Origin of the sequence: Janthinobacterium violaceinigrum, from assembly GCF_009208555.1 — a bacterium.
GTDB lineage: Bacteria > Pseudomonadota > Gammaproteobacteria > Burkholderiales > Burkholderiaceae_D > Janthinobacterium > Janthinobacterium violaceinigrum.
In genome coordinates, this window is sequence record NZ_WFLI01000033.1 from 47,804 (window position 1) to 71,848 (window position 24,045).

The window sequence follows — 24,045 nt, forward strand, 5'->3', positions numbered from 1 at the left end:
GCCATGCAACTCGACCTCGACCTCCGCGCCACGTTGCGCTCCGGCAAACGCCGTTTCGACATGCAGGTGCAATGCACGTCCGGCAGCCAGCGCATCGCCCTGTATGGCCCGTCCGGCGCCGGCAAGAGCATGACCCTGAAAGCCATTGCCGGACTCTTCACGCCGGATGCGGGCCATATCCGCCTGAACGGCCGCACCCTGTTCGATTCCGCCGCCGGCATCAACCTGCCGCCGCAGCAGCGCAACGTGGCCTATCTGTTCCAGGATTACGCGCTGTTCCCGCACCTGACGGTGCGCCAGAACGTGGGCTTTGGCCTGAGCCGCGGCTGGTTCAATCCCCGCGCGCGGGAAAAGCTGGCCAAGGTCGACCATTGGCTCGATGCGTTTCACTTGCAGGAACTGGCGCACCAGTTTCCCGACGAGTTGTCCGGTGGCCAGCGCCAAAGGGTGGCGCTGGCGAGGGCACTGGTGGCCGAGCCCAGCGCGCTGCTGCTCGACGAGCCGTTTGCCGCCCTCGATCCGGCCCTGCGTGTCAAAATGCGTTTGGAACTGAGCCAGTGGCAACAGCGCCTGGACGTGCCCATGATCCTGATCACCCATGATCCGGAAGATGCGCGCATCCTCGGTGAACATGTGCTTTACTTGCGTGACGGACAAATTGACAGCATGGAAGAACATAGGGCATTGGGTGAACGCATTGGATAAATCAACGGCAGCGGAAATCGGCCTGCAAGGCTCGGTATGGATGACGGTGGGTGGCGAGCACCTGGGTGGCGTCGGCCGGGTGGAATTGCTGGGCGCCATCGCCGAATGCGGCTCCATCACGCAGGCGGCCAAACTTGTGAAGATGAGCTACAAGGCGGCCTGGGACGCCATCGACGCCATGAACAACCTGGCCGGCGAGCCGCTGGTCGAGCGCCTGACGGGCGGCAAGGGCGGCGGCGGCACACGGCTGACGCCACGGGGGCGCCAGCTGGTCGACAATTTCCGTATCATCGAGCGTGAGCATGCCCGCTATCTGCGCCAGCTGGGCAGCCAGGCGGAAGGCATCGCCGACGATCTTTTACTCATACGGAGAATGGCCATGAAAACCACGGCACGCAATCAATTCCTGGGCAAAGTTGCTGAACTGAAACAGGGCGCCGTCAACGACGAAGTGACCCTGGAATTGCCAGGCGGCCAGCACATCGTCGCCATCGTCACGCGCGACAGCAGCGAAAACCTGGGCCTGGTGCCGGGCGCGGAAGCGTTCGCGCTGATCAAGGCGTCGTCCATCATCCTCGTGGCCGATAGCGAAGGGGCGCGCTTTTCCGCCCGCAACCAGCTAACCGGCACCGTCACGCGCGTGCAGACGGGCGCCGTCAACACGGAAGTGGTGCTGGACCTGCCCCGCGGCGGCACGATAGCCGCCATCATCACGAACCAGAGCAGCACCGACCTGGCCATCGAGCTTGGCAGCAATGTGACGGCCATCTTCAAGGCGTCCAGCGTGATTCTGGGCGTGCCCGCCTAAACCCGAAGCAAGGACTGGGGTCGTACCCTGAGGGTACGACCCCGGCCTTTATCTCTTGGGTTCAAACGAGCTTAATCCTTCAGCCTGGACAACCAATCGGCCGCCGCCGCCAGCGCCAGTTCCAGTTCCTGCGCCGTGTGCGCCAGCAGCGCCGGCACGGCATCGAAGCGGCCCGCATCGATGGCTTCCTCGGTGGCAAACGCGGCGCGGATCAGGCGCTTGGTGCCCAGCGTGCCCACGGAACCGCGCACGCCGTGCAGGATGCGCGCCACGTCGCTGTGGCGGCCCGCCTGCAATGCCGTTTCGGCGTCGTGCACGGGCGTCATGCCCTTGTTCAGCGCATCTTCCACCATGCGCCGCAGCACGCCGCGGCCCTTCGCATCGCGCCCCATCACGCGCATCAGGGGCGCCATGGAAAATACTTCCTCGTCGGCGCCGGGCGCCGGCTCCGCCGTCTGTACTTGCGGGCGCTTGGGCAGGTGGCGCAGGATGACTTCCATCATCTCTTCCACCACCACGGGCTTGGCGATGAAATCGCTGATGCCGGCCGTCATGCAGCGCTCGCGTTCGGACGCCAGCACGCCGGCCGTCATGGCGATCACCGGCAGGTTCAGGCGCAGTTCCGTGCGGATGATGTGGGTGGCGCTGAAACCGTCCATGACGGGCATCTGCATGTCCATCAGCACGATGTCGTAGCGCAGCGCTTCCGTGCGCAGCCGTTCCACGGCCTGCAAGCCGTCGCCCACCACGTCCAGGGTGGCGCCCATGTGTTCGAGGATGCCGCGCGCCACGGCCTGGTTCAGGTGGTTGTCTTCCACCAGCAGGAAATGCACGCCGGCCAGTTCCGTGCCCAGCGGCTGGTGCAGGATGCGCTGCTCGCCGCCGTCGTCCTTGGCGATCAGCGCCTGGTGCAGGGCATCGAACAGGCTCGAGCCCGTGATCGGCTTCATCAGCACGACGTCGGCCTCGGCCGCGCTGGAGATTTCCTCCAGGTGGTTGCGGGCAAACGCGTTGACCATCACCACGATGGGCTGGCGCTTGCCAGCGGCGGCCTGGCGGATGGCCTTGGCCGTGGCCAGGCCGTCCATCACGGGCATGTGCCAGTCGGCCAGCACCACGTCGTACGGTTGCTGCTGCGCCAGGCGCTCGCGGTACAGTTCGATGGCGGCAAAGCCGGAGTCCACTTCGTCGGCCAGCCAGCCCCATGCCTCGATTAGTTTGACGATCAGTTCGCGCGTGGTGCGGTTATCGTCGGCCACCAGCAGGCGCAGCTGGCCCAGGGCCGGCGTGCGCCGCGTTTCGGCCGGCTGCGCCAGCATCTCGAACGGCACGCTGAACCAGAAGCGGCTGCCCTTGCCTTCGCTGCTGGCGACGGCGATTTCGCCGCCCATCATGTGGATCAGCTGCTTGCTGATGGCCAGGCCCAGGCCCGTGCCGCCGAAGCGCCGCGTGATGCTCTGGTCGCCCTGCGAAAACGCGGCAAACAGCTGCTGTTGCTGCTGCTCCGTCATGCCGATGCCCGTGTCGCGCACCTCAAAGCGCAGCCAGGCGCTGCCTTGCTGGCTGTCGGCCAGGCTGACGGCCACCACCACTTCGCCGCTCTCCGTGAACTTGATGGCATTGCCGGCCAGGTTGACGAGGATTTGCTGCAGGCGCTGGGCGTCGCCCACGAGGCGGCGCGGCACGTCGGGTTCGACGGCGATGGCCAGTTCCAGCTCCTTCTCGCCCGCGTTCATGGTCATCGTCGTGGCCAGGGTATTCATGACTTCGTCGAGGTCGAATTCGACGGGCGACAATTCCATGCGGCGCGCCTCGATCTTCGAGTAATCGAGCACGTCGTTGAGGATGCCCAGCAGCGACTGGCCCGCCACGCGCACCATGGTCAGGTATTTGCGCTGTTCCGTGTCGAGCCTGGTGTTGCCCAGCAAATACACCATGCCCAGCACGGCATTGAGGGGCGTGCGGATTTCATGGCTCATGTTGGCCACGAAGTCGCTTTTCGCGCGGTTGGCCGCCTCGGCCCGGTCGCGCTCCTGTTCCAGCTCTGCCGCGCGCGCTTCGAGTTCCTGCTGCAGGCGGTCGCGTTCGCTCATCAGGCCGTTGAACGCTTCCGTCAGTTCGCCGATCTCGTCGCGCTGCTGCACCGGCACGGGCGTGAAGCGGCTGCCGCTGCTACGCAGGGCCAGCAGGGTATCGCGCAGGCGCACCAGCGGCGACAGCAGGCGCACGGTCACCCAGCCCAGAACGGCAGCGGCCAGCAGCGAAGCGAGAATGCTCCACAGCACCAGCCGGTACAGCACGCCATCGAATGGTTCGAAGGCGTCTTCGACGGGCAGCGAGGCGGCCAGCAGCCAGTTCACGGACTTCAGGCGCTTGAAACTGTTGACGGCCGTGACGCCGCGGCTGTTGGTGCTGACCATGCTGCCTTCGCCGTCTTCCTTCAGCAGCTGCGTGGTCGTCAGGTTGGCATTCGGCTTGCGCGGCTGCAGCAAGCGGCTGGTATCGGGGTGCAGCACGTAGCGCGGCACGTCGCCGCGCGTGAGGATGAAGTAATAGCCGCTCTTGCCGATCTTTTCCGAGCGCAGGCGCCCCAGCAGGTTGTCCTTGTACAGGCGCAGCACGCCGATCACCACGCCAGCTACCTGGCCATCGGCAGCCAGCACGGGCGCCACCATCTGCACGATGGGCATGCCGCTCGATTTGCCCAGCATCGGTTCGGTGATCATGGGCTGGCGCGTGCGCAGGACGGTCTGGAAATATTCGCGTTCCGCAACGTTGATGCCGGCGCGTCCCGCTACCTCCGGCATGTCGGCCACGACGGCGCCTTGCGCGTCGAGCACCAGCACGTCGTCGAACAGCACCAGCATCGAGCGGCGCGCATAGTATTCGCGCAGCTTGGCGGGCTGGGCGATCAATTCCGGCGGCTGCTGCCGGGCCGTCAGGGTGACGATCTGCAGCAGCATGGCCAGCTTGTCGTCGAGCTCGGCAGCGGTGCGGCTGATCAGGGAAGACTGCTGGCTCAGCAGTACTTTGGTGAAGTCGGCGCGCATGTGCTGCACCTGGATCATGGTGACGAGCGCGATCATGGCGATCGAGGTCAGGCTGGTGGCCAGCGCGACTTTTGCTTTGATGCCGAGAGGCTTCATGATTTCCTTTTCAGTACCGGGCGGCACAGCGGCAGATAATGCTGTCAGGAATTTTCCTATCAATGCCCCAGCTTGGCAAGCGCCGCCGCGCAAATTGCCCACCCCCATACGGGCTTTTGACGATGTTGCCATATAATTAAAGGCTGGACGTCGTTTATTCGCCGAAATTACCGTGAAATTGGCACACGGCAACCCTGTATGCAGTAAACTTGTTGTTGCATTTTCTAAAAGGTACCGACATGACTGAAGCGTTACTCACTCCAACCTTGCCCACAGTGAACGTGGAGGCGTTGCGTGCGCGATGCTCGACCTGCAGCATGCATCAATTGTGCCTGCCGATGGGCCTGGATGTGGGTGATATGGACCGGCTCGACCAGATCATCGGCCGCCGCCGCAAGATCGCGCGCGGCGCCTCGCTGTTCCGCATCGGCGACTCGTTCCAGAACCTGTATGCGATCCGCCTGGGGCACTTCAAGACCTACCAGATCAATCCGGGCGGCGAAGAGCAGGTGACGGGTTTCCAGATGGCTGGCGAACTGCTGGGCATGGACGCCATCAGCGCCGACCGCCACCACTGTAATGCCGTGGCGCTGGAAGACAGCGAAGTGTGTGAAATTCCGTTTTCCAGCCTGGAACAATTGCTGGGCAATATGCCGACCCTGCTGCGCCATTTCCACCGCATGATGAGCCAGGAAATCACGCGCGAGCAAAGTGTCATGCTGTTGCTGGGCAATATGCAGGCAACCCAGCGCTTTGCCGCCTTCATCGTCAACCTGGCGTCGCGCTACGAGGCACGCGGCTATTCGGGCAGCAATTTCCAGCTGCGCATGTCGCGCGAGGAAATCGGCAACTACCTGGGCCTGACCATCGAGAGCGTCAGCCGCTTATTGTCGAAGTTCAAGAAGGAAGGCTGGCTGCGCGTCTCGAACCGCGAGATCGAGATCCTGCAGCCGGCCAAGCTGAAGGCCATTACGGCCGGCACGGACACCTGCAAGTAAGATTTACAGCTCTTCATCCGCATGCAGCGCGATGCTGCGCTGCAGGGGCCAGGTCCAGATGCCGGACAGGCGCCATTCGCGTTTGTCGTTTTCCACCAGCACCTGCCAGCGGCTGCGCTCGAGCATGGGCAGCGCCACCGAAAAGTTGCCGGCCGCATCAGGCTGCACCAGCAGCTTGATGTCTTTTTCCGGCTGGGTCGCATGCGCTAGGTGCAGCTGCAGCGGCGCCCGATACGCCTTGCCGAAGCTGTGCACGGAACCGCTGAGGCGCGCTGCCGCCACGTCGTATGACAGCTTGCTTGACATGGCCAGGTCGCTGGCGACCGTATCGCGCCGCAAGTCCTGATTGATCGCCTTGCCCTGCTTGTAATAATCGCCCACCACCAGCGCGTCGGGCTGCGTAAACGCGATGTAGCCCATGGTGCTGCCGACGACGACGGACAGGCCGGGGCCGATCATCAGCAGCCATGGCCAGCGATGCTTGTACCACGGCGCCACGGGGGCTTGCAGCTTGAGGCTGTCGGACATGATATTTCTCCTGTTTAAGCGGCCAATCCCCATGCGGGGATTGGCCTTTCTGCATTAGCGCGGCACGATGAAGACCGCGCTTTCACGCACGTGCAGCGACGGGTCGTCCAGCGATTGCAGCTCGATCGCAATCTTGTTCGAGCCCTTCTCGCCCACGCCATGCGGCGCGCGCAGGCGGATGGGCCAGCCCAGGGTTTCCGTCGGCTGCAGGGTCACTTCATCGCGCGTCAGCAAGGTCAGGCCCGGCAAGCCGGATACGCTGATTTTAAAATGCTGGCTTTGCTCCGAGGTGTTCATGATCTGCAGCCGGTAGACGTTCTCGATCATGCCGTCTTCCACTTCGCGTCCCATCGAACCGCGGTCGCGGATCACGTCCATTTTCAGGGGCGTGCGCAGGGCCAGCGAGGTACATACGGCGATGATGATCAGGGCCAGGATGGAAGTGTAGATCAGGACGCGCGGGCGCATGGCGCGCTGGCGTATCTGCTTCGAATTGAAGTTGTTTTCCATCGCATGGTCGGTACTGTAGCGTACCAGTCCCCGTGGCCGGTCGACCTTGTCCATCACGCTGTTGCAGGCATCGACGCAGGCAGCGCAGCCGATGCATTCATACTGCAGGCCGTTGCGGATATCGATGCCGGTCGGACACACCTGCACGCACAGGGTGCAGTCGATGCAGTCGCCCAGCTTGTCGTTGTTGCCGGCCTTCTTGCTCATGGCGCCACGGGGTTCGCCCCGCTTGGCATCGTAGGTGATGATCAGCGTGTCCTGGTCGAACATGGCGCTCTGGAAGCGCGCGTAGGGGCACATGTATTTGCACACCTGCTCGCGCAGCCAGCCCGCGTTGCCGTAGGTTGCCAGGCTGTAGAACAAGACCCAGAACCATTCCCACGGACCGAAGTTCAGGGTGGTCACCGCCTGCGCCAGTTCCTTGATCGGCGTGAAGTAGCCGACAAAGGTAAAGCCCGTCCACAGGGCGATGGCGCCCCATACCAGGTGCTTGGCCGTCTTCTTGGCCGTCTTGCGCACGGACGGGCCCTGCTTGTCGAGGGCCATGCGCGCGCTGCGCGTGCCCTCGATCTTGCGTTCGACCCACAGGAAGATTTCCGTGTATACCGTTTGCGGGCAAGAGAACCCGCACCACACCCGCCCGGCAATGGCCGTGACGAGGAACAACAAATACGCACAGATGATCAGCAGGGCCGCCAGGTAGATGAAATCCTGGGGCCACAGCACGACGCCGAAAATGTAGAACTTGCGCGTGGTCAAATCGAACAGCAGGGCTTGCCTGCCATTCCAGGTCAACCACGGCAAGCCGTAGAACGCAAGCTGGGTAAGCCATACGCATACCCATCGCCAGGTAGCGTAGCGTCCTTTGGCCTCGCGAGGGTAGATTTGCTCGCGGGCCGCATACATCTTGATGACTTGAGGTTCCATTACATCATTTCACGGGCGTCTGGGGATTCGACAGGCTCCAGACATACGCCGACAGCACGTGTACCTTGGACTCGCCGAGGAAATCGCTGAAGGCCGGCATGGTGTTGTTGCGACCCTTGCGTACGGTTTCCATGATGGTGTCGGCGCTGCCGCCGTACAGCCAGATCTTGTCCGTCAGGTTGGGCGCGCCCAGCATCTGGTTACCCTTCGCATCGGCGCCATGACAGGCCATGCAGGCGCCGAACTTGGCCTTGCCCAGCACGGACTTGACGGGGTCCGACGTGGAACCGGACAGGCTCAGCACATAATGGGCCACGTTCTCGACATCCTTTTCGGAGCCCAGGGCGGCGCCCATCGGCGGCATCTGGCCGTTACGGCCGTGCATGATGGTGGTCTTGATGATGTCGGGATCGCCGCCATACAGCCAGTCCTTGTCCGTCAGGTTGGGGAAGCCCTTGTTGCCGCGCGCATCCGAACCGTGGCATTGCGCGCAGTAGGTCAGGAACAGGCGCTGGCCGATGGCTTGCGCCTGCGGGTCGGCCGCCACCGTCTTCAAGTCCTGGCTCAGGTACTTGTTGAACAGGGGACCGTAATCGGCTTCCGCCTTCTTCAGCTCTTCCTCGTACTGGCCCGTCGATTTCCAGCCCAGGCTGCCGGCATAGTTGCCCAGGCCCGGATACAGGAACAGGTAAGCGAGGGCGAAGACGATGGTGATGTAGAACAGCCACATCCACCAGCGCGGCATCGGCGTGTTGAGTTCCTTCAAGTCCTCATCCCACACGTGGCCCGTGGTGCCATCGGCGGGGGCGCCGGCGGCCACTTTCACTTTCGACTGCGAGTACAGCAGCACGCCGCAGCCGATGATGCCCAGCAGGGACAGCACGATGATGTAGATATTCCAGAAGCCATTGGTAAAGTCAGCCATGGTGATGCTCCTTCGCCAGGTTCATCTCGGCCTCGGCCGGATAGTCGAGCGCGTCGTCGGCGAACGGCAGGCGCGCTGCCGCGTCGAAGTCGCTATTGCTGCGGCTGAACGTCCACCACAGGATACCCACGAACGTCGTAAAGGAAACCACCGTCATGACGCTGCTGGCGCTGTCAAACAGGTTTTCGATTGCCATGCTAATTCCTTGTTTTGATTAATGTACCGAGGCCTTGCAGATAGGCGACCAGGGCGTCTTCTTCCGTCTTGTCCTGCAGCTGCGCGGGGCCGGCGGCGATCTCTTCATCGCTGTACGGCTGGCCCAGGCGTTTCAGGGCGCGCATCTTCGGCATGATTTCGTCAGGCACCAGCTTGGTCTTCGCCAGCCAGGGGTAGGCCGGCATGTTCGACTCGGGCACCACGTCGCGCGGGTTGTTCAAGTGCGTGCGGTGCCATTCGTCGCTGTAGCGGGCGCCCACGCGGGCCAGGTCCGGCCCCGTGCGCTTGGAACCCCATTGGAACGGACGGTCGTAGACGAACTCGCCGGCGACCGAATAGTGGCCGTAGCGTTCCGTCTCCGCGCGCAGCGGACGCACCATCTGCGAGTGGCAGTTGTAGCAGCCTTCGCGCACGTAGATGTCGCGGCCCGCCAGGCGCAGCGGCGAGTACGGCTTCAGGCCGGCGACGGGTTCCGTCGTGCTCTTCTGGAAGAACAGGGGAACGATCTCGACGGCGCCGCCGATGCTGATCACCACGGTGACCAGGGCGATCAGCAGCCAGGGGTTTTTCTCAATCCATGCATGTGAAAATTTCATTTGCTTTCGCTCCTATCAGGCGTGCGCCGCGTTCAGTTCTGGAATGCGGGCGACGGGGAGTTTGCTGCCGCGCAAGGTCATCCAGGTGTTGTAGCCCATGATGCACATACCCGACAGGTACAGCAGGCCGCCGGCCACGCGCACCACGTAGTACGGATACGTCGCTTTCACGCTCTCGACAAAGGTGTAGGTCAGGGTGCCGTCCGGATTGACCGCGCGCCACATCAGGCCCTGCATCACGCCGGCGATCCACATTGCCGCGATGTACAGCACGATGCCGATGGTGGCCACCCAGAAGTGCACGTCGACCAGGCGCGTGCTGTGCATCTGCGTGCGGCCCGCCAGGCGCGGCAGCAGGTAGTAGATGGAACCCATGGTGATGAAGCCCACCCAGCCCAGGGCGCCCGCATGCACGTGGGCAACGGTCCAGTCCGTGTAGTGCGACAGCGAGTTGATGGTCTTGATCGACATCATCGGACCTTCGAAGGTGGCGATGCCGTAGAACGACAGCGAGACGATCATGAATTTCAGGATCGGGTCGGTGCGCAGCTTGTGCCAGGCGCCCGACAGGGTCATGATGCCGTTGATCATGCCGCCCCAGCTTGGTGCCAGGAGGACCAGCGAGAAGACCATGCCGATCGATTGCGTCCAGTCAGGCAATGCCGTGTAGTGCAGGTGATGCGGGCCCGCCCACATGTAGGTGAAGATCAGCGCCCAGAAGTGGACGATGGACAGACGGTACGAGTACACGGGGCGCTCGGCCTGTTTCGGGATGAAGTAGTAGACCATGCCCAGGTAGCCGGCGGTGAGGATGAAGCCCACCGCGTTATGGCCGTACCACCACTGGATCATGGCGTCCTGCACGCCCGCATACGCGGAATACGACTTGGTGAACGAGGCTGGCATGACGGCGCCATTGACCACGTGCAAAATCGTCACGGCCAGGATGTAGGCGCCGAAGAACCAGTTGGCCACGTAGATGTGCTTGACCTTGCGCTTGATCAGGGTGCCGAAGAACACGATGGCGTACGCGATCCAGACGACGGCGATGAGGATGGCGATAGGCCATTCCAGTTCCGCGTATTCCTTGCCGCGCGTCATGCCCATGGGCAGGGTGACGACGGCGCACAGGATCACCGCTTGCCAGCCCCAGAACGTGAAGGCGGCCAGCTTGTCGGAAAACAGGCGTACCTGGCAGGTGCGTTGCACCACGTAGTACGAAGTAGCGAACAGGCCGCAGATGCCGAAGGCGAAAATCACCGCATTCGTGTGCAGCGGACGCAAGCGTCCGTATGTCAGCCATGGTATGTCGAGGTTCAGGGCAGGCCAGGCCAGCTGAGCGGCGATGATAACGCCAACCAGCATGCCGATGATGCCCCATACCACAGTAGCGACCGCGAATTGCTTCACGATCTTGTAGTTATAGTTCAGCGATTGATCCACAAAGACTCTCCCTGGAATTACTATTTATGATGGTGGCCAGAGAGTAAGTGTTTGACCGCGAAAAAACTTTGATGTGGATCAAAATTCCCCGGATGAAATAAGCGTAGCGAACTGGCATCGAAATAAAGTGATATTTCGATCAAAAAAGCCGGACAAGATCCCTGCAAGCGCTGCTTGACCTGTGTCAAAAGACGCTGGCCGGCGCTGGCGGGCGCCAGCGTATTACGTGGGAAAAAGTCAGGCCGGCGGTTCGTCGGGCGCGGGCTGGGCCGGCGTATCGTCGTCCTGCAGTACGCGCAGGCCAGGTCCGACGAGGTCGTCGAACTGGCCGCTGTCCGAGGCCGTGAAATACACCCACAGGGCGATGAAGACGACCACGACGCTGAGGGGGATGAGGAGGTAGAGAGCTTCCATTAGACTTTCCGCAGGCGCAGGGCGTTGGCGATGACGACGGCCGAGCTGGCAGCCATGCCGACGCCGGACAGCCAGGGGTTCAGGAAGCCCAGCGCGGCGGCCGGGATGGCCGTCAGATTGTACAGGGTGGCCCAGCCCAGATTCTCGCGGATGATGCGCATGCTGCGTGCGGCCGTCCTGGCCGTGTCCAGCACGGAAACCAGTTGGCTCGACAGCAGCACCGTGTCCGCATGCGCCTGCGCCAGCGCGGCGCCGGACCCCATGGCGAACGAGACGTCGGCCGCGCTCAGCACGGCGGCGTCGTTGATGCCGTCGCCCACCATCGCCACCACGGCACCCGTCGCCTGCAGCTGCTGCACGAAATCGAGTTTTTCATCGGGCAGGCATTCGCCGCAGGCCGTGGCGATACCCAGTTGCGCGGCCACGCTTTGCGTCAGCGCTTCCTGGTCGCCGCTCAGCAGTACGACTTGCTTGCCCCGCTTATGGAAATACGCGACCACGTCAGCCGCTTCCGGACGCAGCGCATCGCTGAGCAGGAAACGCGTCAGCCAGCGTCCCTGCGTGCCCAGGTACAGCGGCGTCATGCCCTGCACGCCGACGGCCGTGTCGCCCAGCGGCGGGCCCGCGATGGCGGCCACGAACGCGGCATTGCCCAGGCGGTAGCGCACGCCGTCGACGATGCCTTCGAGGCCCTGTCCCTGCACTTCCTGCAACTGTTCCGCATGCGCGCCGGAATGTTCGCCTGCCGCCGCCAGGATTGCCTGCGCCAGCGGATGGGCGCTGCCCGCTTCCAGCGCGGCGGCCACCTGCAGGCACGCGTCCTCGCCCATGCTGCCCAGGCCCTCGACCTGCTGCAGCACGGGCCGGCCCAGGGTCAGGGTGCCCGTCTTGTCGAAGACGATGTGGGTGGCGCGGTGCAGGGTTTCCAGCACATGGGGCTGGACGATCAGCACGCCGCGCCGCAGCAGGCTGTCGGTGGCGGCCGCCAGCGCCGTCGGCGTGGCCAGCGACAGTGCGCACGGGCACGAGACGACCAGCACGGCAATGGCCACGGGCCAGGCCTGCGATGCATCGTGCCAGCTCCAGAAGGCGAACACGGCGACGGCAAACAGCAGCAGGCCCAGCACGAACCAGGCCGCCACTTTATCGGCCCATTGGGCGATCTGCGGCTTGCCGCTGCCGGCCCGCTCGATGAGTTTCAATAAATCGGACAGGGTGCTTTCGCGCGCCGGTTTGAGCACGCGCAAGATGATCGCCGCGCTGGCATTGATGGCGCCGCCCGGCACCCGTTCTCCCGTTTTTCTGCGCTGCGCCGCGCTCTCGCCCGTCAGCAGAGATAAATCGAGCGCGCTCGTGCCTTCGACGATGACGCTGTCGGCGGCAATCGCCTCGCCCGGTTTGACCAGAATTACGTCGCCCACGGCCAGGCTGCCGGCCGGCACCAGGGTGGTGGCGCGGCTGTCGGGAAAGCCCGCCATCAGCGAAGCGGACGCGGGCAAGGCGTGCTGCAGGCGCTCGAGCGCGGAGGCGGCCTTGCGGCGCGCCTGCAGCTCGAAATAGCGGCTGCACAGCAGCAGGAAGATGAACATCGTGGCCGAGTCGTAATACACCTCGCCGCGGCCCGTCCACGTCGCCACCACGCTGCCGAAGAAGGCCGCCAGGATGCCCAGCGCCACGGGCACGTCCATGCCCAAGGTGCGCGCGCGCAGGCTGGCCCAGGCGCCCTGGAAGAACGGCATGGCCGAATAGCAGATGGCGGGCAAGGTCAGCAGCAGGCTGGCCCAGCGCATCAGGCTGGCCATGCTGTCGTCCAGGGTGCCATCCTCGGCGGCCAGGTAGGATGGCGCCACGTACATCATCACCTGCATCATCGACAGGCCCGCCACGAACAGCTGGCGGCCCAGCGTCTTGCTGGCTTTTTGCAGGCGCTCGCCATGGCGCACGGCGTCGTAGGGATAGGCCGTGTAGCCCACTTGCCGCACGGCTTGCAGGATGTCGCCCGGCTCGCATTCGGCGCGGCTCCAGCGCACGTACAGGCGTTCCGTGGCGACGTTCAGGCTGGCCGCCTGCACGCCGGGCAAACGCGTCAGCTGGCGTTCGATCAGCCAGACGCAGGCGGCGCAGCGGATGCCCTCGACGGACAGGGTCGCTTCGCAGCTGCTGGCGTCGCGCGCGAATTGCGCATCGTCATTGCTGTACAGGCGCAGTTCCGGCGGCATCAGGGTGGCGTCAAATGCATTGACGGCGTATTCGTCGCGGTCGCGGTAATACGCGCTCTGGCCGATGTCGACGATGGTTTGCGCCACCGCTTCGCAGCCGGGGCAGCACATGGCGCGCGGCACGTCATCGATGGTGACGCTCCAGCTAGCGCCGGCGGGCACGGGCAAGCCGCAATGGAAGCAGGCGGACGGTTTTAGTACAGCATTCATGGGTTTGTTTTCATGCGTCTTTTCATGGATGGCCCGTGACGCACAGGGCGTCGAGCCAGCCCAGCGACACGCCGTTGGCGGCGCGCAGCAGGCCCAGCAAGCCAAAGCCCAGCACCAGCAAGCCGCTGGCGATGCGCACGGGACGGCGCTGCATCTGCGCGCGCAGGCGCGTGCCCAGCAAGCCCATGCCCAGCAGGGTGGGCAGGGTGCCCAGGCCGAAGGCGGCCATGGCGGCCGCGCCCTGCAGGGCCGAACCTTGCATCATGGCCGTCAGCAGCGCGCTGTAGACCATGCCGCACGGCACCCAGCCCCACAGGCCGCCCACGGCCAGCGCTTTCAGCGACGTATCCATCGGCATCAGCGGTTTCAACAGGGGGCGCACGCGGCGCCAGACGACGTTGCCGGCCGCTTCCAGGCGGGCCAGGCCGCGCCAGACATCCATCAGGTACAGGCCCAAAGCCACCAGCATCAGGTTGGCCAGCCAGTAGCCGGCCACTTGCAGCGACGCCAGGTGCAGCATGCCCGCGCCCGCCAGGCTGCCGGCCAGGGCGCCGGCCAGCATGTAGCTGCCGATGCGCCCGCCGTTGTAGGCCAGCACGCGCAGCACGTTCGCCGGCAAGGTGGTCTGCAGCGCCGGGCGCGCCACGGCGATGGCAATCACGGGACGGCCGGGCGCGGGCGTGCCGCCGCCCAGCGACAGGGCGCCCACGATGCCGCCGCACATGCCGATGCAGTGCACGCTGCCGGCCAGGCCGACCAGGAACATGGGCACGAGGCTCAGGGCATTCATCGCGCGGCGCTACACCGTTTTCGAGTAGCGCAGCGGCTGCACGGCATCGGGCGCCGTATTGGCGCGCGCCAGGGTCAGGTAGCGGTCGAAGACCATGCAGATATTGCGGATCAGCAAGCGCCCTTTCGGCGTCACCGTCAGCCAGTCTTCCTCGATGACGAGCAAGCCGTCGCGCGCCAGTTCGCGCAGCTTTTCCAGTTCGGCGGCGAAATAGCTGCGGAATTGCACGGGATGCGCCTGTTCGATGGTGGCGATCGACAATTCGAAATTGCACATCAGCATCTGGATGATGATACGGCGCAACAGATCGTCCGTATCGAGCTTGATGCCGCGCGCGATCGGCAGCACGCCTTCGTCGAGCTTTTCGTAGTACGCGTCCAGCGTCTTTTCATTCTGGCTGTAGACGGCGCCCACGGAACTGATGGCCGACACGCCGCAGGCGATCAGGTCCGCTTCCGCGCGCGTGGAGTAGCCCTGGAAGTTGCGGTGCAAACGGCCCTGGCGCTGCGCCACGGCCAGGTCGTCCGTCGGCTTGGCGAAATGGTCCATGCCGATGTACACATAGCCGGCCGCCGTCAGGCGCGCGATGCACAGGCCCAGCATGGCCAGCTTGGTGGCGCTGTCGGGCATGTCCGCGTCGAGGATGCGGCGCTGCGGCTTGAACAGGTGCGGCATGTGCGCGTAGTGGTACAGGGCGATGCGGTCCGGGCTGGCGGAAATCACCTTGCGCAGGGTTTCCGTCATGGTCTCCAGGCTTTGCTTGGGCAAGCCGTAGATCAGGTCGATGCTGATCGAGCGGAAGCCCGCGTCGCGCGCCGCCTGCATGATGGCCACCGTTTCCGCCTCGGGCTGGATGCGGTTGACGGCCTTCTGCACGTCGGCGTCGAAATCCTGCACGCCCAGGCTGATGCGGTTGAAACCTTGCGCGCGCAGCGAAAACACGCGTTCGCGCGACACGGTGCGCGGGTCGATCTCGATCGAATATTCGCCGTCTTCGTCGGAGGCGAAGTCGAAATGCTGGCGCAGGTGCGCCATCAGTTCGTCCATCTGCTTTTCGCTCAGGTAGGTGGGCGTGCCGCCGCCGAAATGCAGCTGTTCGATCTGGTTCATGCCGGCAAACAGCTTGCCCTGCATGGCGATTTCCTGCTTTAAATAGCTGAGGTAAGTGGCGGCCTTGCTGCGGTCTTTCGTGATGATCTTGTTGCAGGCGCAGTAGTAGCACAGGGTGTCGCAGAACGGCACGTGCACGTACAGCGACAGGGGACGGCGGCCGCCGCGCATGCGCAGGGCGGCCAGCGCTTCGAGGAAGTTACCGTAGCCAAATTCCCCATTGAAGCGGTCGGCGGTCGGGTACGACGTGTAGCGGGGGCCGGACTGGCTCATCTTGCCGATGATGACCGGGTCGAATTCGACGACGGCGTCCAGGTCGGCGGAAGCACTGCTGAGTAGTGTAGGCATGGTGTGTGTAAAGTCTTGAAAGGTTTAGGCGGCCAGGCGTTTCAGGCCGGCGGGTTTGCCCGCGTTCGCGGCGCCGCCCTTGCCGCCAGGCATGGCGACGCGGCGCGGTGGCGGCATCTTGCCGAAATTGAACAGGCTCACGGCTTGCGACAGGCTGGCGGCTTCTTCCGCCAGGCGCGTGGCGGCCGCGGCGGCTTCTTCCACCAGGGCCGCGTTCTGCTGCGTCACCTGGTCCATGTGGGCGATGGCCTGGTTGACCTGGTCGACGCCGATGCTCTGTTCGCGCGAAGCGATGGAAATTTCCTGCATGATGGCCGTTACTTGCTTGACGGAGCTGACCACCTGTTCCATGGTGGCGCCGGCGCGGTTCACCTGCAGCATGCCGGCGCCCACCTTGCCGACGGAAATTTCAATCAGTTGCTTGATATCCTTGGCTGCCACGGACGAGCGCTGCGCCAGGTTGCGCACTTCGCCCGCCACGACGGCAAAACCGCGGCCCTGTTCGCCGGCGCGGGCCGCTTCCACGGCCGCGTTCAGGGCCAGGATGTTGGTCTGGAAGGCGATGCCTTCGATCAAGCCGATGATGTCGACGATTTTCTTCGACGAGGTGTTGATTTCGTCCATGGTGGTGATCACTTCGGAAACGATCTCGCCGCCCTGCACGGCCACTTTCGAGGCGGCCACGGCCAGTTCATTTGCCTGCACGGAGTTGTCCGCGTTCTGTTTGACGGTCGACGAGAATTCCTCGATGCTCGAGGCTGTCTCTTCCAGGCTGGCCGCCTGCGATTCCGTGCGGCCGGACAAGTCCATATTGCCGACGGCGATCTGCTTGGTGGCCACGGCCATGGTTTCCACGTTGATGCGCACGTCGCGGATGGTGGCGATCAGGTTGCTGTTCATCTGTTGCAGCGCGCGCAGCAATTGCCCCACTTCATCCGTGCTTTCCGTTTCAAAACTGCCCGACAGGTCGCCGGCGGCAATGGCCCGCGCGCCGTTCAGGGCCTTGCCCAGGGGCTTGAGCACGGACATGCGCAAGGTGTACCAGAGGAAGACGTTGATCAGGAAACCGAACAGGGTGGCGCCGAAGATGGCGTAATTGGTGATCTGGCCGCCGCTGGCGAACAGGCTGATGACGCACACCAGCAGCTGCAGGCAGTTGACGATGGAGGTGGCTGCCCAGATGCGCAGGTTGAGCGACATGTGCGTCAGGTTGTGCAGCAGGTGCGCCAGGCCCGGGCGCACGATCTGCCCGTTCTTGATGACGATGTTGCCGCCTTCCTTGTTGCGGATGGCCGCATACGCTTCCTCGGCCGCTTTCACCTGGTCCTTGTCGGCCTTGACGCGCACGGACATGTAGCCGATGGTCTTGCCCGCTTCGCGGATGGGCGTGACGTTGGCGCGCACCCAGTAGAAGTCGCCGTTCTTGCAGCGGTTCTTGACCAGGCCCGTCCATGGCGTGCCTGCCTGGATCGAGGCCCACAGGTCGGCAAACGCTTCGGCCGGCATGTCCGGGTGGCGCACGATGTTCTGGGGCGAACCGAGCAGCTCTGCCTCGCTGAAGCCGCTGACCTGGCTGAAGTACGGATTCACATACACGATATTGCCGTTCATATCCGTTTTCGACACGATGGCCTGATCGTCCAAGACGAGGACTTCACGGTTAGTCACTGGCAAATTTTGGCGCATGGTCGCGGCTTCCTGATCGGTTAAATAAGTAATTGGTGAGTAAGACTTGCACGATTGCAAGAATGGAGATCAGTGTAAGGAGTCGCCTACGCAAATTTATTGATGTAGATCAAAATCCTCCAGATTGGTCGTGCTTAGACGCATTTAGCGATAGCAATGCAGCATTGTTTTAAAGGTATTGGTTGCCGGCGATGCCTAATCGACGCCCGCCGTCAGCGGCCGCAAGCTGCCCACGGCGTAGCCTTGCGCATAGTCGATGCCCAGCTCGCGGACGATGGCCAGGGTTTCCGCGTTTTCCACGTATTCGGCCACCGTTTGCAGGCCCATCACGTGGCCCACTTCATTGATGGCCTTGACCATGGCGCGGTTGATGGCGTTGCTGGCGATGTCGCGCACGAAGACGCCGTCGATTTTCAGGTAGTCGACGGGCAGCGCTTTCAGGTAGCCGAACGAGGAAAAGCCGCTGCCGAAGTCGTCGAGCGAAAAGCGGCAGCCCAGGGCCTTGAGCTGGCGCACGAACACTTGCGCCTTGGGCAGGTTGGCGATGACGGCCGTTTCCGTGATTTCAAAGCAGATTTGCTCGGGCGCAATCGCGTATTGCACGAACTGCTCGGTGATGTAGTCCTGCAAGCCCGCGTCGGCCAGCGACATGCCCGACAGGTTGACGGAATACAGGGCCGGTGCGCGGCGCCGGCTTTCCGCCAGCGCGGCCAATGGCGGCAGGCTGTCGCGCACGCTCTGGATATGGTGGCAGACGGCGCGGATGACCCAGCGGTCGATGGACAGCATCATGTCGTAGCGTTCGGCGGCCGGGATGAAGGCGCCGGGCAGTATCAGGTCGCCCTGGCTGTTGCGGATGCGGATCAGCACTTCGTCGTGGTGTTCCGGGCTGTCGTGCAGGTGCACGATGGGCATGGCGTACAGGCGGAAATAATCGTGCGTGAACGCTTCGTTCAGGCGCGAAATCCACAGCATTTCGCCATGCCGCTGTGCCAGCATGACGTCGGACTCCTGGTACACGTGCAGGCGGTTGCGGCCCTGCTCCTTGGCCAGGTAGCACGCCTGGTCGGCGGCGCTCAGCAGCTCGCTCATGGACTTGCTGTCCTGGTTGATTTCCACGATGCCGATGCTCACGCCCAGTTCGAAGCTGCGTTCGTCCCAGGCGAAATGGAATTCGCGCACGGACTGGCGCAGCTGTTCGCCGATCAGGCGCGCATGCTCGATGGGACAGTGGGGCAGCAGCACGCCCAGTTCGTCGCCGCCGAGGCGCGCCAGGATGTCGCTGTCGCGCATCTGCCCCTGCAGCATCTTGGCCAGCAGCTGCAGCAGCACGTCGCCGGCGCCGTGGCCGCAGGTGTCGTTGATGACCTTGAACTGGTCCAGGTCCAGGTACAGCAGCGCATGCGCGTGGCCGTCCTGCTTGGCCGTGCGCAGGGCGTTGGCCACCAGGTGCTCGAATTCGCGCCGGTTGATCAGGCCCGTCAGGGTGTCGTGCGTGGCTTGCCACGACAGTTGCTGGCTCAGCTTGCGTTCGTGGCTGACGTCGCGGAAGACGACGACGGCGCCGAGGATATCGCCGTCGCGCGACCAGATGGGCGCGGCGGACTCCTCGACGGCGATGCGCCGGCCTTCGCGCGTGATCAGCTGCGAGCGGGGCGAAATGCCGATGGCCTGGCGCTGTTGCAGGCAGCGCATGGCCACGTGCTCGCGTGCTTCGCCCGTGCATTCATCGGCCAGCGGCAGGGTCTGGCCGATGTCCAGGCCCTGCGCCATGTCGTTGGTCCAGCCCGTCAACTGCTCGGCCACGCGGTTCAGGTAGCGCGTCTTGCCCTGCGGATCGGTGGTGATGACGCCGTCGCCGATGGAACTGAGCGTCACTTCGGCCAGTTCCTTGCGCTCGGCGATCATGAGCTCGCGCGCCATGTGCTCGGTGATATCCCAGATGATGCCCAAGGTGCGTTCGGGATGGCCGCCGCCGTCCATGAAGACCTGCGCCTTGGCCGCCAGCCAGTGTTCGCTGCCGTCGGGCCAGACGACGCGGTATTGCAGCGCGTAGCCGGCGCGCCGGCGCACGCCGTCCTGCAGCACGTCCACCACCTTGTCGCGGTCGCTGGCGTGCACGCAGTCGAGAAAGCTGCGGAACGGCTGCGTCAGCGCGCGCTCTTCCAGGCCCAGCAAGGTGGCGCCCTTGGCCGACCAGCTGACCGTGCCGTCGATGACCTGGCCTGCGACGATGCGCGAATCCCAGATCGCCATGTGCGCCGCTTCCAGGGCCATCTGTAAACGTTTCTGCTGGTCGCCCATCATCCTCTCCCGACTTGGATACTGGGATAGATGCGCTGCCGGTATGTAAGTTCCCGGCAGCTCGGCGGGTGCGGCGGCCGAGGCGCGCGCCAGGTCGCGCACATTCTTTTGCACGGCCACGGCCGCAAATAGACTCAACAGGAATGCCATGGCATAGAAGCCCTTTTCGCTGTTTTGCAGGGGGGCATGCCACAGGCCGACGGTCAGCAGTAGCAAGGCCAGCAGCACGGAAATCCAGCACAGGCCGAAATAGATGCCCGTCACGGCAATGCCCTCGCTGCGGTCGCGCACGGATTTCTGCAGCGAGATGGCGGCGAACAGGCCGTACATGAGGATGGTGAAGTAATAGCCCTTTTCGTTGAGGGCCATCGTGGCATTCCACAGGCCGGACAGGTAAGTGACGATGCCGATCAGCAAGGCCGCCCAGGACGCGCCGATAAAGGCGCTGCTGGGGCGTGGGGCGGGGGAAGTCTGCATAAGGTCTCCATGGGCAGCGGGCGCCGCCGGCATGGCCGGGGCGGCAGGCACGGATGCGCCTGCCGCCCCATCAGACCAGAAAGTTCATTTGCGCGATTTGACCATGCGCAACAAAGCCGACACGGCCGTAACGCCGGCCAGCACCAGGCCGCCGGCGATGACACCGGCCACCGCGTTGATCAGGCTGGGCGTGACGGCGGCCAGCACGGGGCCGATGCCGGCCACGCTGCCCACCGCTTCCTCGACGTGGTGCAGCATGACGCTGGCCCAGGGCCAGCCGTGCGTCAAAATGCCGCCGCCCACCATGAACATGGCCAGGGTGCCCACCACGGACAGGAATTTCATCAGCTTTGGCGCCGCCGACACCAGCATGCGGCCCAACGCCCGCACGCCCTGCATCAGTGCGCCCGCGCCCTTGCGCGCCGACAGATAAAATCCGGCGTCATCGAGCTTGACGATGCCGGCCACCAGGCCATACACGCCCACCGTCATGATGATGGCGATGCCGACCACCACTGCGACCTGTTCGGCAAAGGTGGCCGCGGCCACCGTGCCCAGGGCGATGACGATGATTTCCGCCGACAAGATGAAATCGGTGCGGATGGCGCCCTTGATCTTGTCCTTTTCCAGCGCCACCAGGTCCACCTGCGGGTCGCGCAGCGCCTGCGCCAGCTCGGCCTTGTGGCTGTCGTCCGGGTGCAGATATTTGTGCGCGATCTTTTCAAAGCCCTCAAAGCACAGGTAGGCGCCGCCCACCATCAGCAGCGGCGTGATGGCCCACGGCGCGAACGCGCTGATGGCCAGCGCGGCGGGCACGAGGATGGCCTTGTTCTTCAGCGAGCCGACGGCGACGGCCCAGACGACGGGCAGTTCGCGCTCGGCGCGCACGCCGGCCACCTGCTGCGCGTTCAGGGCCAGGTCGTCACCGAGCACGCCGGCCGTCTTCTTGGCCGCCACCTTGGTCATCAGGGAAACGTCGTCGAGGATGCTGGCGATGTCGTCGAGCAGGGCCAGCAGGCTGGAGCCGGCCATCTCAGCGTACTCCCGCAGTGGTGGCAGGGAAGAGTGGGGCGAGGAAAGTGTTGTTTTTCATGATGTTATTCTTGGTTGTACGGCAAGGGACGATGTGGCTAAGGCTTGACCCCGATCTTACCTCAGGCAAGGCCGGCAGGGCCGCACGGGGCGGGTTAAAATTGCCTCTCGTCACCATTTTTGGACACCGCATGCACTTTGCCACCTGGATCACCTTTGTCATCGCCGCTTCCATCATCGCCGTCTCGCCCGGCTCGGGCGCCGTGCTGTCGATGTCGCATGGCCTGTCGTACGGGGTGAAAAAGGCCAGCGCCACCATCCTCGGCCTGCAGCTGGGACTGCTGGTGGTGCTGGGCATCGCGGGTGCCGGCGTGGGTTCCCTGCTGCTCGCTTCCGAAGTGGCCTTCAATATCGTCAAGACGGTGGGTGCGCTGTACCTGATCTACCTGGGCCTGTCGCAGTGGCGCGCCAGGGTGGCCGTGACGGGCGACCTGCATGCGGCCGCCGTGCTGCCGACGGGCCGCCGGCGCGTGCTGACGGGTTTTCTCACCAACGTGACGAATCCGAAAGGCATCATTTTCATGGTGGCGGTATTGCCGCAATTCATCAGCCCTGCATCGCCCCTGCTGCCGCAATTGCTGATCCTGGCCGTCACCATGTGCACGATCGACCTGATCGTCATGCACAGCTACGCCTTTCTCGCGTCCTCGATGCAGCGTTTCTTCCGCGACGCCAGCGCCGTGAAAAAGCAGAACCGCTTCTTTGGCGGCTTGCTGATGGCCGTCGGCGCGGCCCTGTTCTTTGTCAAGCGGGGTGGCCAGGCGGCATCCTGAGCCAGGTCAACATGCAAACATTTGTAAGCCCGCTTGCGATGCCCGCCCGATGCGGATGTAATCGATAGCATGTCATCCTTGTAAGTCCTGCCTGGAGCGCTGCCATGCGTCCTATCCTGTCTTTCCCCCTGTTGAACGCCGTGTGCGCCGTGCTGCTGTCGTCGGCGTGCACCCTGGCCCTGGCGCAGGACCCGCCTGCCCGCGTGGGGCGCATTTCCACCGTCGAAGGGCAAGTGCTGGTGCGTGCGGGCGACGGCGAGGCGCAAAACGCCTTGCTGAACTGGCCCGTCACCACGGACAACCGCCTGACCACCCTGCGCGGCGCGCTGGCGGAATTTCGCGTGGGTGCGGCCGCCGTGCGCCTCGATGGCGATTCCGAGCTGGAAGTAAACGCGCTCGATGACGACCGTTTTACCTTGCACCTCAGCTACGGCACGGCCAGCGTGCGCGTGCGCAATCCCGATGCGCTGCGCGGCTTCGAGCTGACCACGGCCCAGGCGCGCGTGATCCTCACCCAGCCGGGCTGGGTGCGCATCGAGGCGGGACGCCAGCCCGGCACCAGCGTCGTCAGCGTGCTCGAAGGCGCGGCCGATGTCGATGGCGCGACGGGCAGCGTCACCTTGCGTGCCGGCAAGCGCGCCGAGCTGACGGACGAGGAATTGCGCACGGGCGCCCTGCAGAGAGTGGCTTTCGACAACTGGCCTGAAGCCTTGCCCGCCGCTGCGCCGGCCTTGCGCTACGTCACGGACGATACCACCGGCTATGAAGAGCTGGACAGCTACGGCGCCTGGCAGGACGATGCGGAATACGGCCCCTTGTGGCTGCCCAGCGCCGTGCCGGCCGGCTGGGCGCCGTACAGCGACGGACGCTGGACGTGGATCGCGCCGTGGGGCTGGACCTGGGTCGACAATGCGCCGTGGGGCTATGCGCCCTCGCATTACGGCCGCTGGGTGCTGCTGGGCCACCGCTGGGGCTGGGCGCCGGGCCGCGAACGTGGCCGCGTGCCATGGGCGCCCGCGCTGGTGGGCTGGGTGGGCGGCAACCAATGGCAGCAGCATGGCCCGCGGCCCGCGCCCGGCGTCGGCTGGTTCCCCCTGTCGCCGCATGACCGCTACGTGCCCGGCTACCGCACCAGCGCCGACTATGAACGCCGCATCAACCGCGTGGCCGAGGGGCGCCGTTCCGTGGCGGGCGAGCGCGAACGCCGCGAAGGCATGACCATGTTGCCGGGCGAGCATTTTGGCCAGCAGCGCACGATCGACGTGCCGCGCCGCAACCGCACCACCATGCCGCCGCCCGTCATGCAAAGCTTGCCCTTGAGCACGGCGCCTGCGCCGGCGGGCAACTGGCAGCGTCCCGCCGATGCGCCGCGCGGCGACAATGGTTTCCGGCGCGACTGGGTCAACCGTCCCGGCCGCTTGCAGACGGACGATGGCCAGACGCACATGGCGCCGCGGCCCCTGCAGCCGAACCGGCCGCCCGTGCCGCAACAGCCGCCGCAGCCGCCTCAGCCACCGATACCGCAACGGCCGCCGATACCGCAACAGCCGCCGATACCGCAACAGCCCGTGATGCCGGCGGCGCCGGTCTTGCCGCCCGTGCAAGACCAGGTGGCGCATCCCGGCTGGCGTGGCGAACAGCGGCCCCGTGCCGAGCGGCCGCAGCCGCGCCCCGCCATCGAGCGTCCTGCCGAGGCGCAGCATCCGGACGGCAACCGCTGGGAGCGTGGCCAAAATCGTCGATCTTGCGCATCACGGGGCGCAGCATCGGGCGCACGAGCTTGATGAAGATATACAGCAGGATCAGGGCCGTGATGAGGA

19 protein-coding genes are annotated in these 24,045 nt (G+C 64.5%); 5 read left to right on the forward strand and 14 right to left on the reverse strand.

The window, feature by feature from the left end; translation table 11 throughout:
- Nucleotides 1-3 precede the first annotated feature (3 nt).
- On the forward strand, nucleotides 4-705 hold the full coding sequence (locus GCN75_RS22550; protein WP_152284386.1) for a sulfate/molybdate ABC transporter ATP-binding protein: 702 nt from the start codon (nucleotides 4-6) through the stop codon (nucleotides 703-705).
- Nucleotides 706-745: 40 nt separating this feature from the next.
- Nucleotides 746-1,513 (forward strand): TOBE domain-containing protein, encoded by a 768-nt coding sequence (locus GCN75_RS22555; protein WP_152284403.1) that lies wholly within the window; start codon nucleotides 746-748, stop codon nucleotides 1,511-1,513.
- Nucleotides 1,514-1,584: 71 nt separating this feature from the next.
- Here GCN75_RS22555 and GCN75_RS22560 read toward each other — a convergent pair whose 3' ends face one another.
- Entirely contained in the window at nucleotides 1,585-4,659 is a 3,075-nt protein-coding gene (locus GCN75_RS22560; RefSeq protein ID WP_152284387.1) for a response regulator, read from the reverse strand.
- A 239-nt stretch (nucleotides 4,660-4,898) separates the two neighbouring features.
- Between GCN75_RS22560 and fnr the strand changes: the two genes are divergently transcribed.
- Nucleotides 4,899-5,657 (forward strand): fumarate/nitrate reduction transcriptional regulator Fnr, encoded by a 759-nt coding sequence (gene fnr, locus GCN75_RS22565; RefSeq protein WP_152284388.1) that lies wholly within the window; start codon nucleotides 4,899-4,901, stop codon nucleotides 5,655-5,657.
- A 3-nt stretch (nucleotides 5,658-5,660) separates the two neighbouring features.
- Here the strand turns inward: fnr and GCN75_RS22570 are convergent, their stop codons facing one another.
- The 13 genes from GCN75_RS22570 to GCN75_RS22630 all read right to left on the reverse strand — a co-directional run bounded on the left by GCN75_RS22570 (nucleotide 5,661) and on the right by GCN75_RS22630 (nucleotide 21,392).
- Complete coding sequence (locus tag GCN75_RS22570) at nucleotides 5,661-6,185, reverse strand: FixH family protein (RefSeq protein WP_152284389.1); 525 nt, start codon at nucleotides 6,183-6,185, stop codon at nucleotides 5,661-5,663.
- A 54-nt stretch (nucleotides 6,186-6,239) separates the two neighbouring features.
- Nucleotides 6,240-7,622: a cytochrome c oxidase accessory protein CcoG gene (gene ccoG / locus GCN75_RS22575; protein WP_152284390.1), complete on the reverse strand. Its 1,383-nt coding sequence runs from the start codon at nucleotides 7,620-7,622 to the stop codon at nucleotides 6,240-6,242.
- Between the two features lie 4 nt (nucleotides 7,623-7,626).
- Nucleotides 7,627-8,547: a cytochrome-c oxidase, cbb3-type subunit III gene (ccoP, locus tag GCN75_RS22580; RefSeq protein ID WP_152284391.1), complete on the reverse strand. Its 921-nt coding sequence runs from the start codon at nucleotides 8,545-8,547 to the stop codon at nucleotides 7,627-7,629.
- Complete coding sequence (locus tag GCN75_RS22585) at nucleotides 8,540-8,743, reverse strand: cbb3-type cytochrome oxidase subunit 3 (protein WP_035823305.1); 204 nt, start codon at nucleotides 8,741-8,743, stop codon at nucleotides 8,540-8,542. The genes ccoP and GCN75_RS22585 overlap by 8 nt, the downstream gene beginning before the upstream one ends.
- Before the next feature lies 1 nt (nucleotide 8,744).
- Nucleotides 8,745-9,359: a cytochrome-c oxidase, cbb3-type subunit II gene (gene ccoO, locus GCN75_RS22590; RefSeq protein WP_092719191.1), complete on the reverse strand. Its 615-nt coding sequence runs from the start codon at nucleotides 9,357-9,359 to the stop codon at nucleotides 8,745-8,747.
- Nucleotides 9,360-9,374: 15 nt separating this feature from the next.
- Entirely contained in the window at nucleotides 9,375-10,802 is a 1,428-nt protein-coding gene (gene ccoN / locus GCN75_RS22595) for a cytochrome-c oxidase, cbb3-type subunit I (RefSeq protein ID WP_034752511.1), read from the reverse strand.
- A 237-nt stretch (nucleotides 10,803-11,039) separates the two neighbouring features.
- Complete coding sequence (gene ccoS / locus GCN75_RS22600) at nucleotides 11,040-11,216, reverse strand: cbb3-type cytochrome oxidase assembly protein CcoS (protein ID WP_152284392.1); 177 nt, start codon at nucleotides 11,214-11,216, stop codon at nucleotides 11,040-11,042.
- A complete protein-coding gene (locus GCN75_RS22605) occupies nucleotides 11,216-13,645 on the reverse strand; it encodes a heavy metal translocating P-type ATPase (protein ID WP_152284393.1) in 2,430 nt (809 codons plus the stop codon). The genes ccoS and GCN75_RS22605 overlap by 1 nt, the downstream gene beginning before the upstream one ends.
- A gap of 22 nt (nucleotides 13,646-13,667) precedes the next feature.
- Nucleotides 13,668-14,435, reverse strand: coding sequence for a sulfite exporter TauE/SafE family protein (locus GCN75_RS22610; RefSeq protein WP_152284394.1), 768 nt, complete (start codon nucleotides 14,433-14,435; stop codon nucleotides 13,668-13,670).
- A gap of 9 nt (nucleotides 14,436-14,444) precedes the next feature.
- Nucleotides 14,445-15,893, reverse strand: coding sequence for an oxygen-independent coproporphyrinogen III oxidase (gene hemN / locus GCN75_RS22615; RefSeq protein ID WP_152284395.1), 1,449 nt, complete (start codon nucleotides 15,891-15,893; stop codon nucleotides 14,445-14,447).
- A 24-nt stretch (nucleotides 15,894-15,917) separates the two neighbouring features.
- On the reverse strand, nucleotides 15,918-17,579 hold the full coding sequence (locus GCN75_RS22620) for a methyl-accepting chemotaxis protein (protein WP_152284396.1): 1,662 nt from the start codon (nucleotides 17,577-17,579) through the stop codon (nucleotides 15,918-15,920).
- A 195-nt stretch (nucleotides 17,580-17,774) separates the two neighbouring features.
- On the reverse strand, nucleotides 17,775-20,360 hold the full coding sequence (gene yiaA, locus GCN75_RS22625) for an inner membrane protein YiaA (RefSeq protein WP_193317608.1): 2,586 nt from the start codon (nucleotides 20,358-20,360) through the stop codon (nucleotides 17,775-17,777).
- Nucleotides 20,361-20,444: 84 nt separating this feature from the next.
- The gene (locus tag GCN75_RS22630; protein WP_152284398.1) at nucleotides 20,445-21,392 is read right to left on the reverse strand and encodes a DUF808 domain-containing protein; all 948 of its coding nucleotides are present in this window, start codon (nucleotides 21,390-21,392) and stop codon (nucleotides 20,445-20,447) included.
- 191 nt (nucleotides 21,393-21,583) lie between these two features.
- On the opposite strand from GCN75_RS22630, the gene GCN75_RS22635 reads away from it, so the two are divergent.
- Together GCN75_RS22635 and GCN75_RS22640 are read left to right on the forward strand one after the other, a co-directional pair.
- Nucleotides 21,584-22,225, forward strand: a complete 642-nt coding sequence (locus tag GCN75_RS22635; RefSeq protein WP_152284399.1) for a LysE family transporter — start codon at nucleotides 21,584-21,586, stop codon at nucleotides 22,223-22,225.
- 104 nt (nucleotides 22,226-22,329) lie between these two features.
- Nucleotides 22,330-24,009 carry a DUF6600 domain-containing protein gene (locus tag GCN75_RS22640; RefSeq protein ID WP_152284400.1) on the forward strand — a complete coding sequence of 560 codons (1,680 nt, stop codon included), beginning with the start codon at nucleotides 22,330-22,332 and terminating at the stop codon, nucleotides 24,007-24,009.
- Nucleotides 24,010-24,045: the final 36 nt, after the last annotated feature.

What these genes read in the sequence shown, in the direction of transcription:
- GCN75_RS22550 (WP_152284386.1), top strand. Translation starts at nt 4, where the DNA reads ATGCAACTCGACCTCGACCTCCGCGCCACGTTGCGCTCCGGCAAACGC.
- GCN75_RS22555 (WP_152284403.1), top strand. Translation starts at nt 746, where the DNA reads ATGACGGTGGGTGGCGAGCACCTGGGTGGCGTCGGCCGGGTGGAATTG.
- GCN75_RS22560 (WP_152284387.1), bottom strand. Translation starts at nt 4,659, where the DNA reads ATGAAGCCTCTCGGCATCAAAGCAAAAGTCGCGCTGGCCACCAGCCTG.
- fnr (WP_152284388.1), top strand. Translation starts at nt 4,899, where the DNA reads ATGACTGAAGCGTTACTCACTCCAACCTTGCCCACAGTGAACGTGGAG.
- GCN75_RS22570 (WP_152284389.1), bottom strand. Translation starts at nt 6,185, where the DNA reads ATGTCCGACAGCCTCAAGCTGCAAGCCCCCGTGGCGCCGTGGTACAAG.
- ccoG (WP_152284390.1), bottom strand. Translation starts at nt 7,622, where the DNA reads ATGGAACCTCAAGTCATCAAGATGTATGCGGCCCGCGAGCAAATCTAC.
- ccoP (WP_152284391.1), bottom strand. Translation starts at nt 8,547, where the DNA reads ATGGCTGACTTTACCAATGGCTTCTGGAATATCTACATCATCGTGCTG.
- GCN75_RS22585 (WP_035823305.1), bottom strand. Translation starts at nt 8,743, where the DNA reads ATGGCAATCGAAAACCTGTTTGACAGCGCCAGCAGCGTCATGACGGTG.
- ccoO (WP_092719191.1), bottom strand. Translation starts at nt 9,359, where the DNA reads ATGAAATTTTCACATGCATGGATTGAGAAAAACCCCTGGCTGCTGATC.
- ccoS (WP_152284392.1), bottom strand. Translation starts at nt 11,216, where the DNA reads ATGGAAGCTCTCTACCTCCTCATCCCCCTCAGCGTCGTGGTCGTCTTC.
- GCN75_RS22605 (WP_152284393.1), bottom strand. Translation starts at nt 13,645, where the DNA reads ATGAATGCTGTACTAAAACCGTCCGCCTGCTTCCATTGCGGCTTGCCC.
- GCN75_RS22610 (WP_152284394.1), bottom strand. Translation starts at nt 14,435, where the DNA reads ATGAATGCCCTGAGCCTCGTGCCCATGTTCCTGGTCGGCCTGGCCGGC.
- hemN (WP_152284395.1), bottom strand. Translation starts at nt 15,893, where the DNA reads ATGCCTACACTACTCAGCAGTGCTTCCGCCGACCTGGACGCCGTCGTC.
- GCN75_RS22620 (WP_152284396.1), bottom strand. Translation starts at nt 17,579, where the DNA reads ATGCGCCAAAATTTGCCAGTGACTAACCGTGAAGTCCTCGTCTTGGAC.
- yiaA (WP_193317608.1), bottom strand. Translation starts at nt 20,360, where the DNA reads ATGCAGACTTCCCCCGCCCCACGCCCCAGCAGCGCCTTTATCGGCGCG.
- GCN75_RS22630 (WP_152284398.1), bottom strand. Translation starts at nt 21,392, where the DNA reads ATGGCCGGCTCCAGCCTGCTGGCCCTGCTCGACGACATCGCCAGCATC.
- GCN75_RS22635 (WP_152284399.1), top strand. Translation starts at nt 21,584, where the DNA reads ATGCACTTTGCCACCTGGATCACCTTTGTCATCGCCGCTTCCATCATC.
- GCN75_RS22640 (WP_152284400.1), top strand. Translation starts at nt 22,330, where the DNA reads ATGCGTCCTATCCTGTCTTTCCCCCTGTTGAACGCCGTGTGCGCCGTG.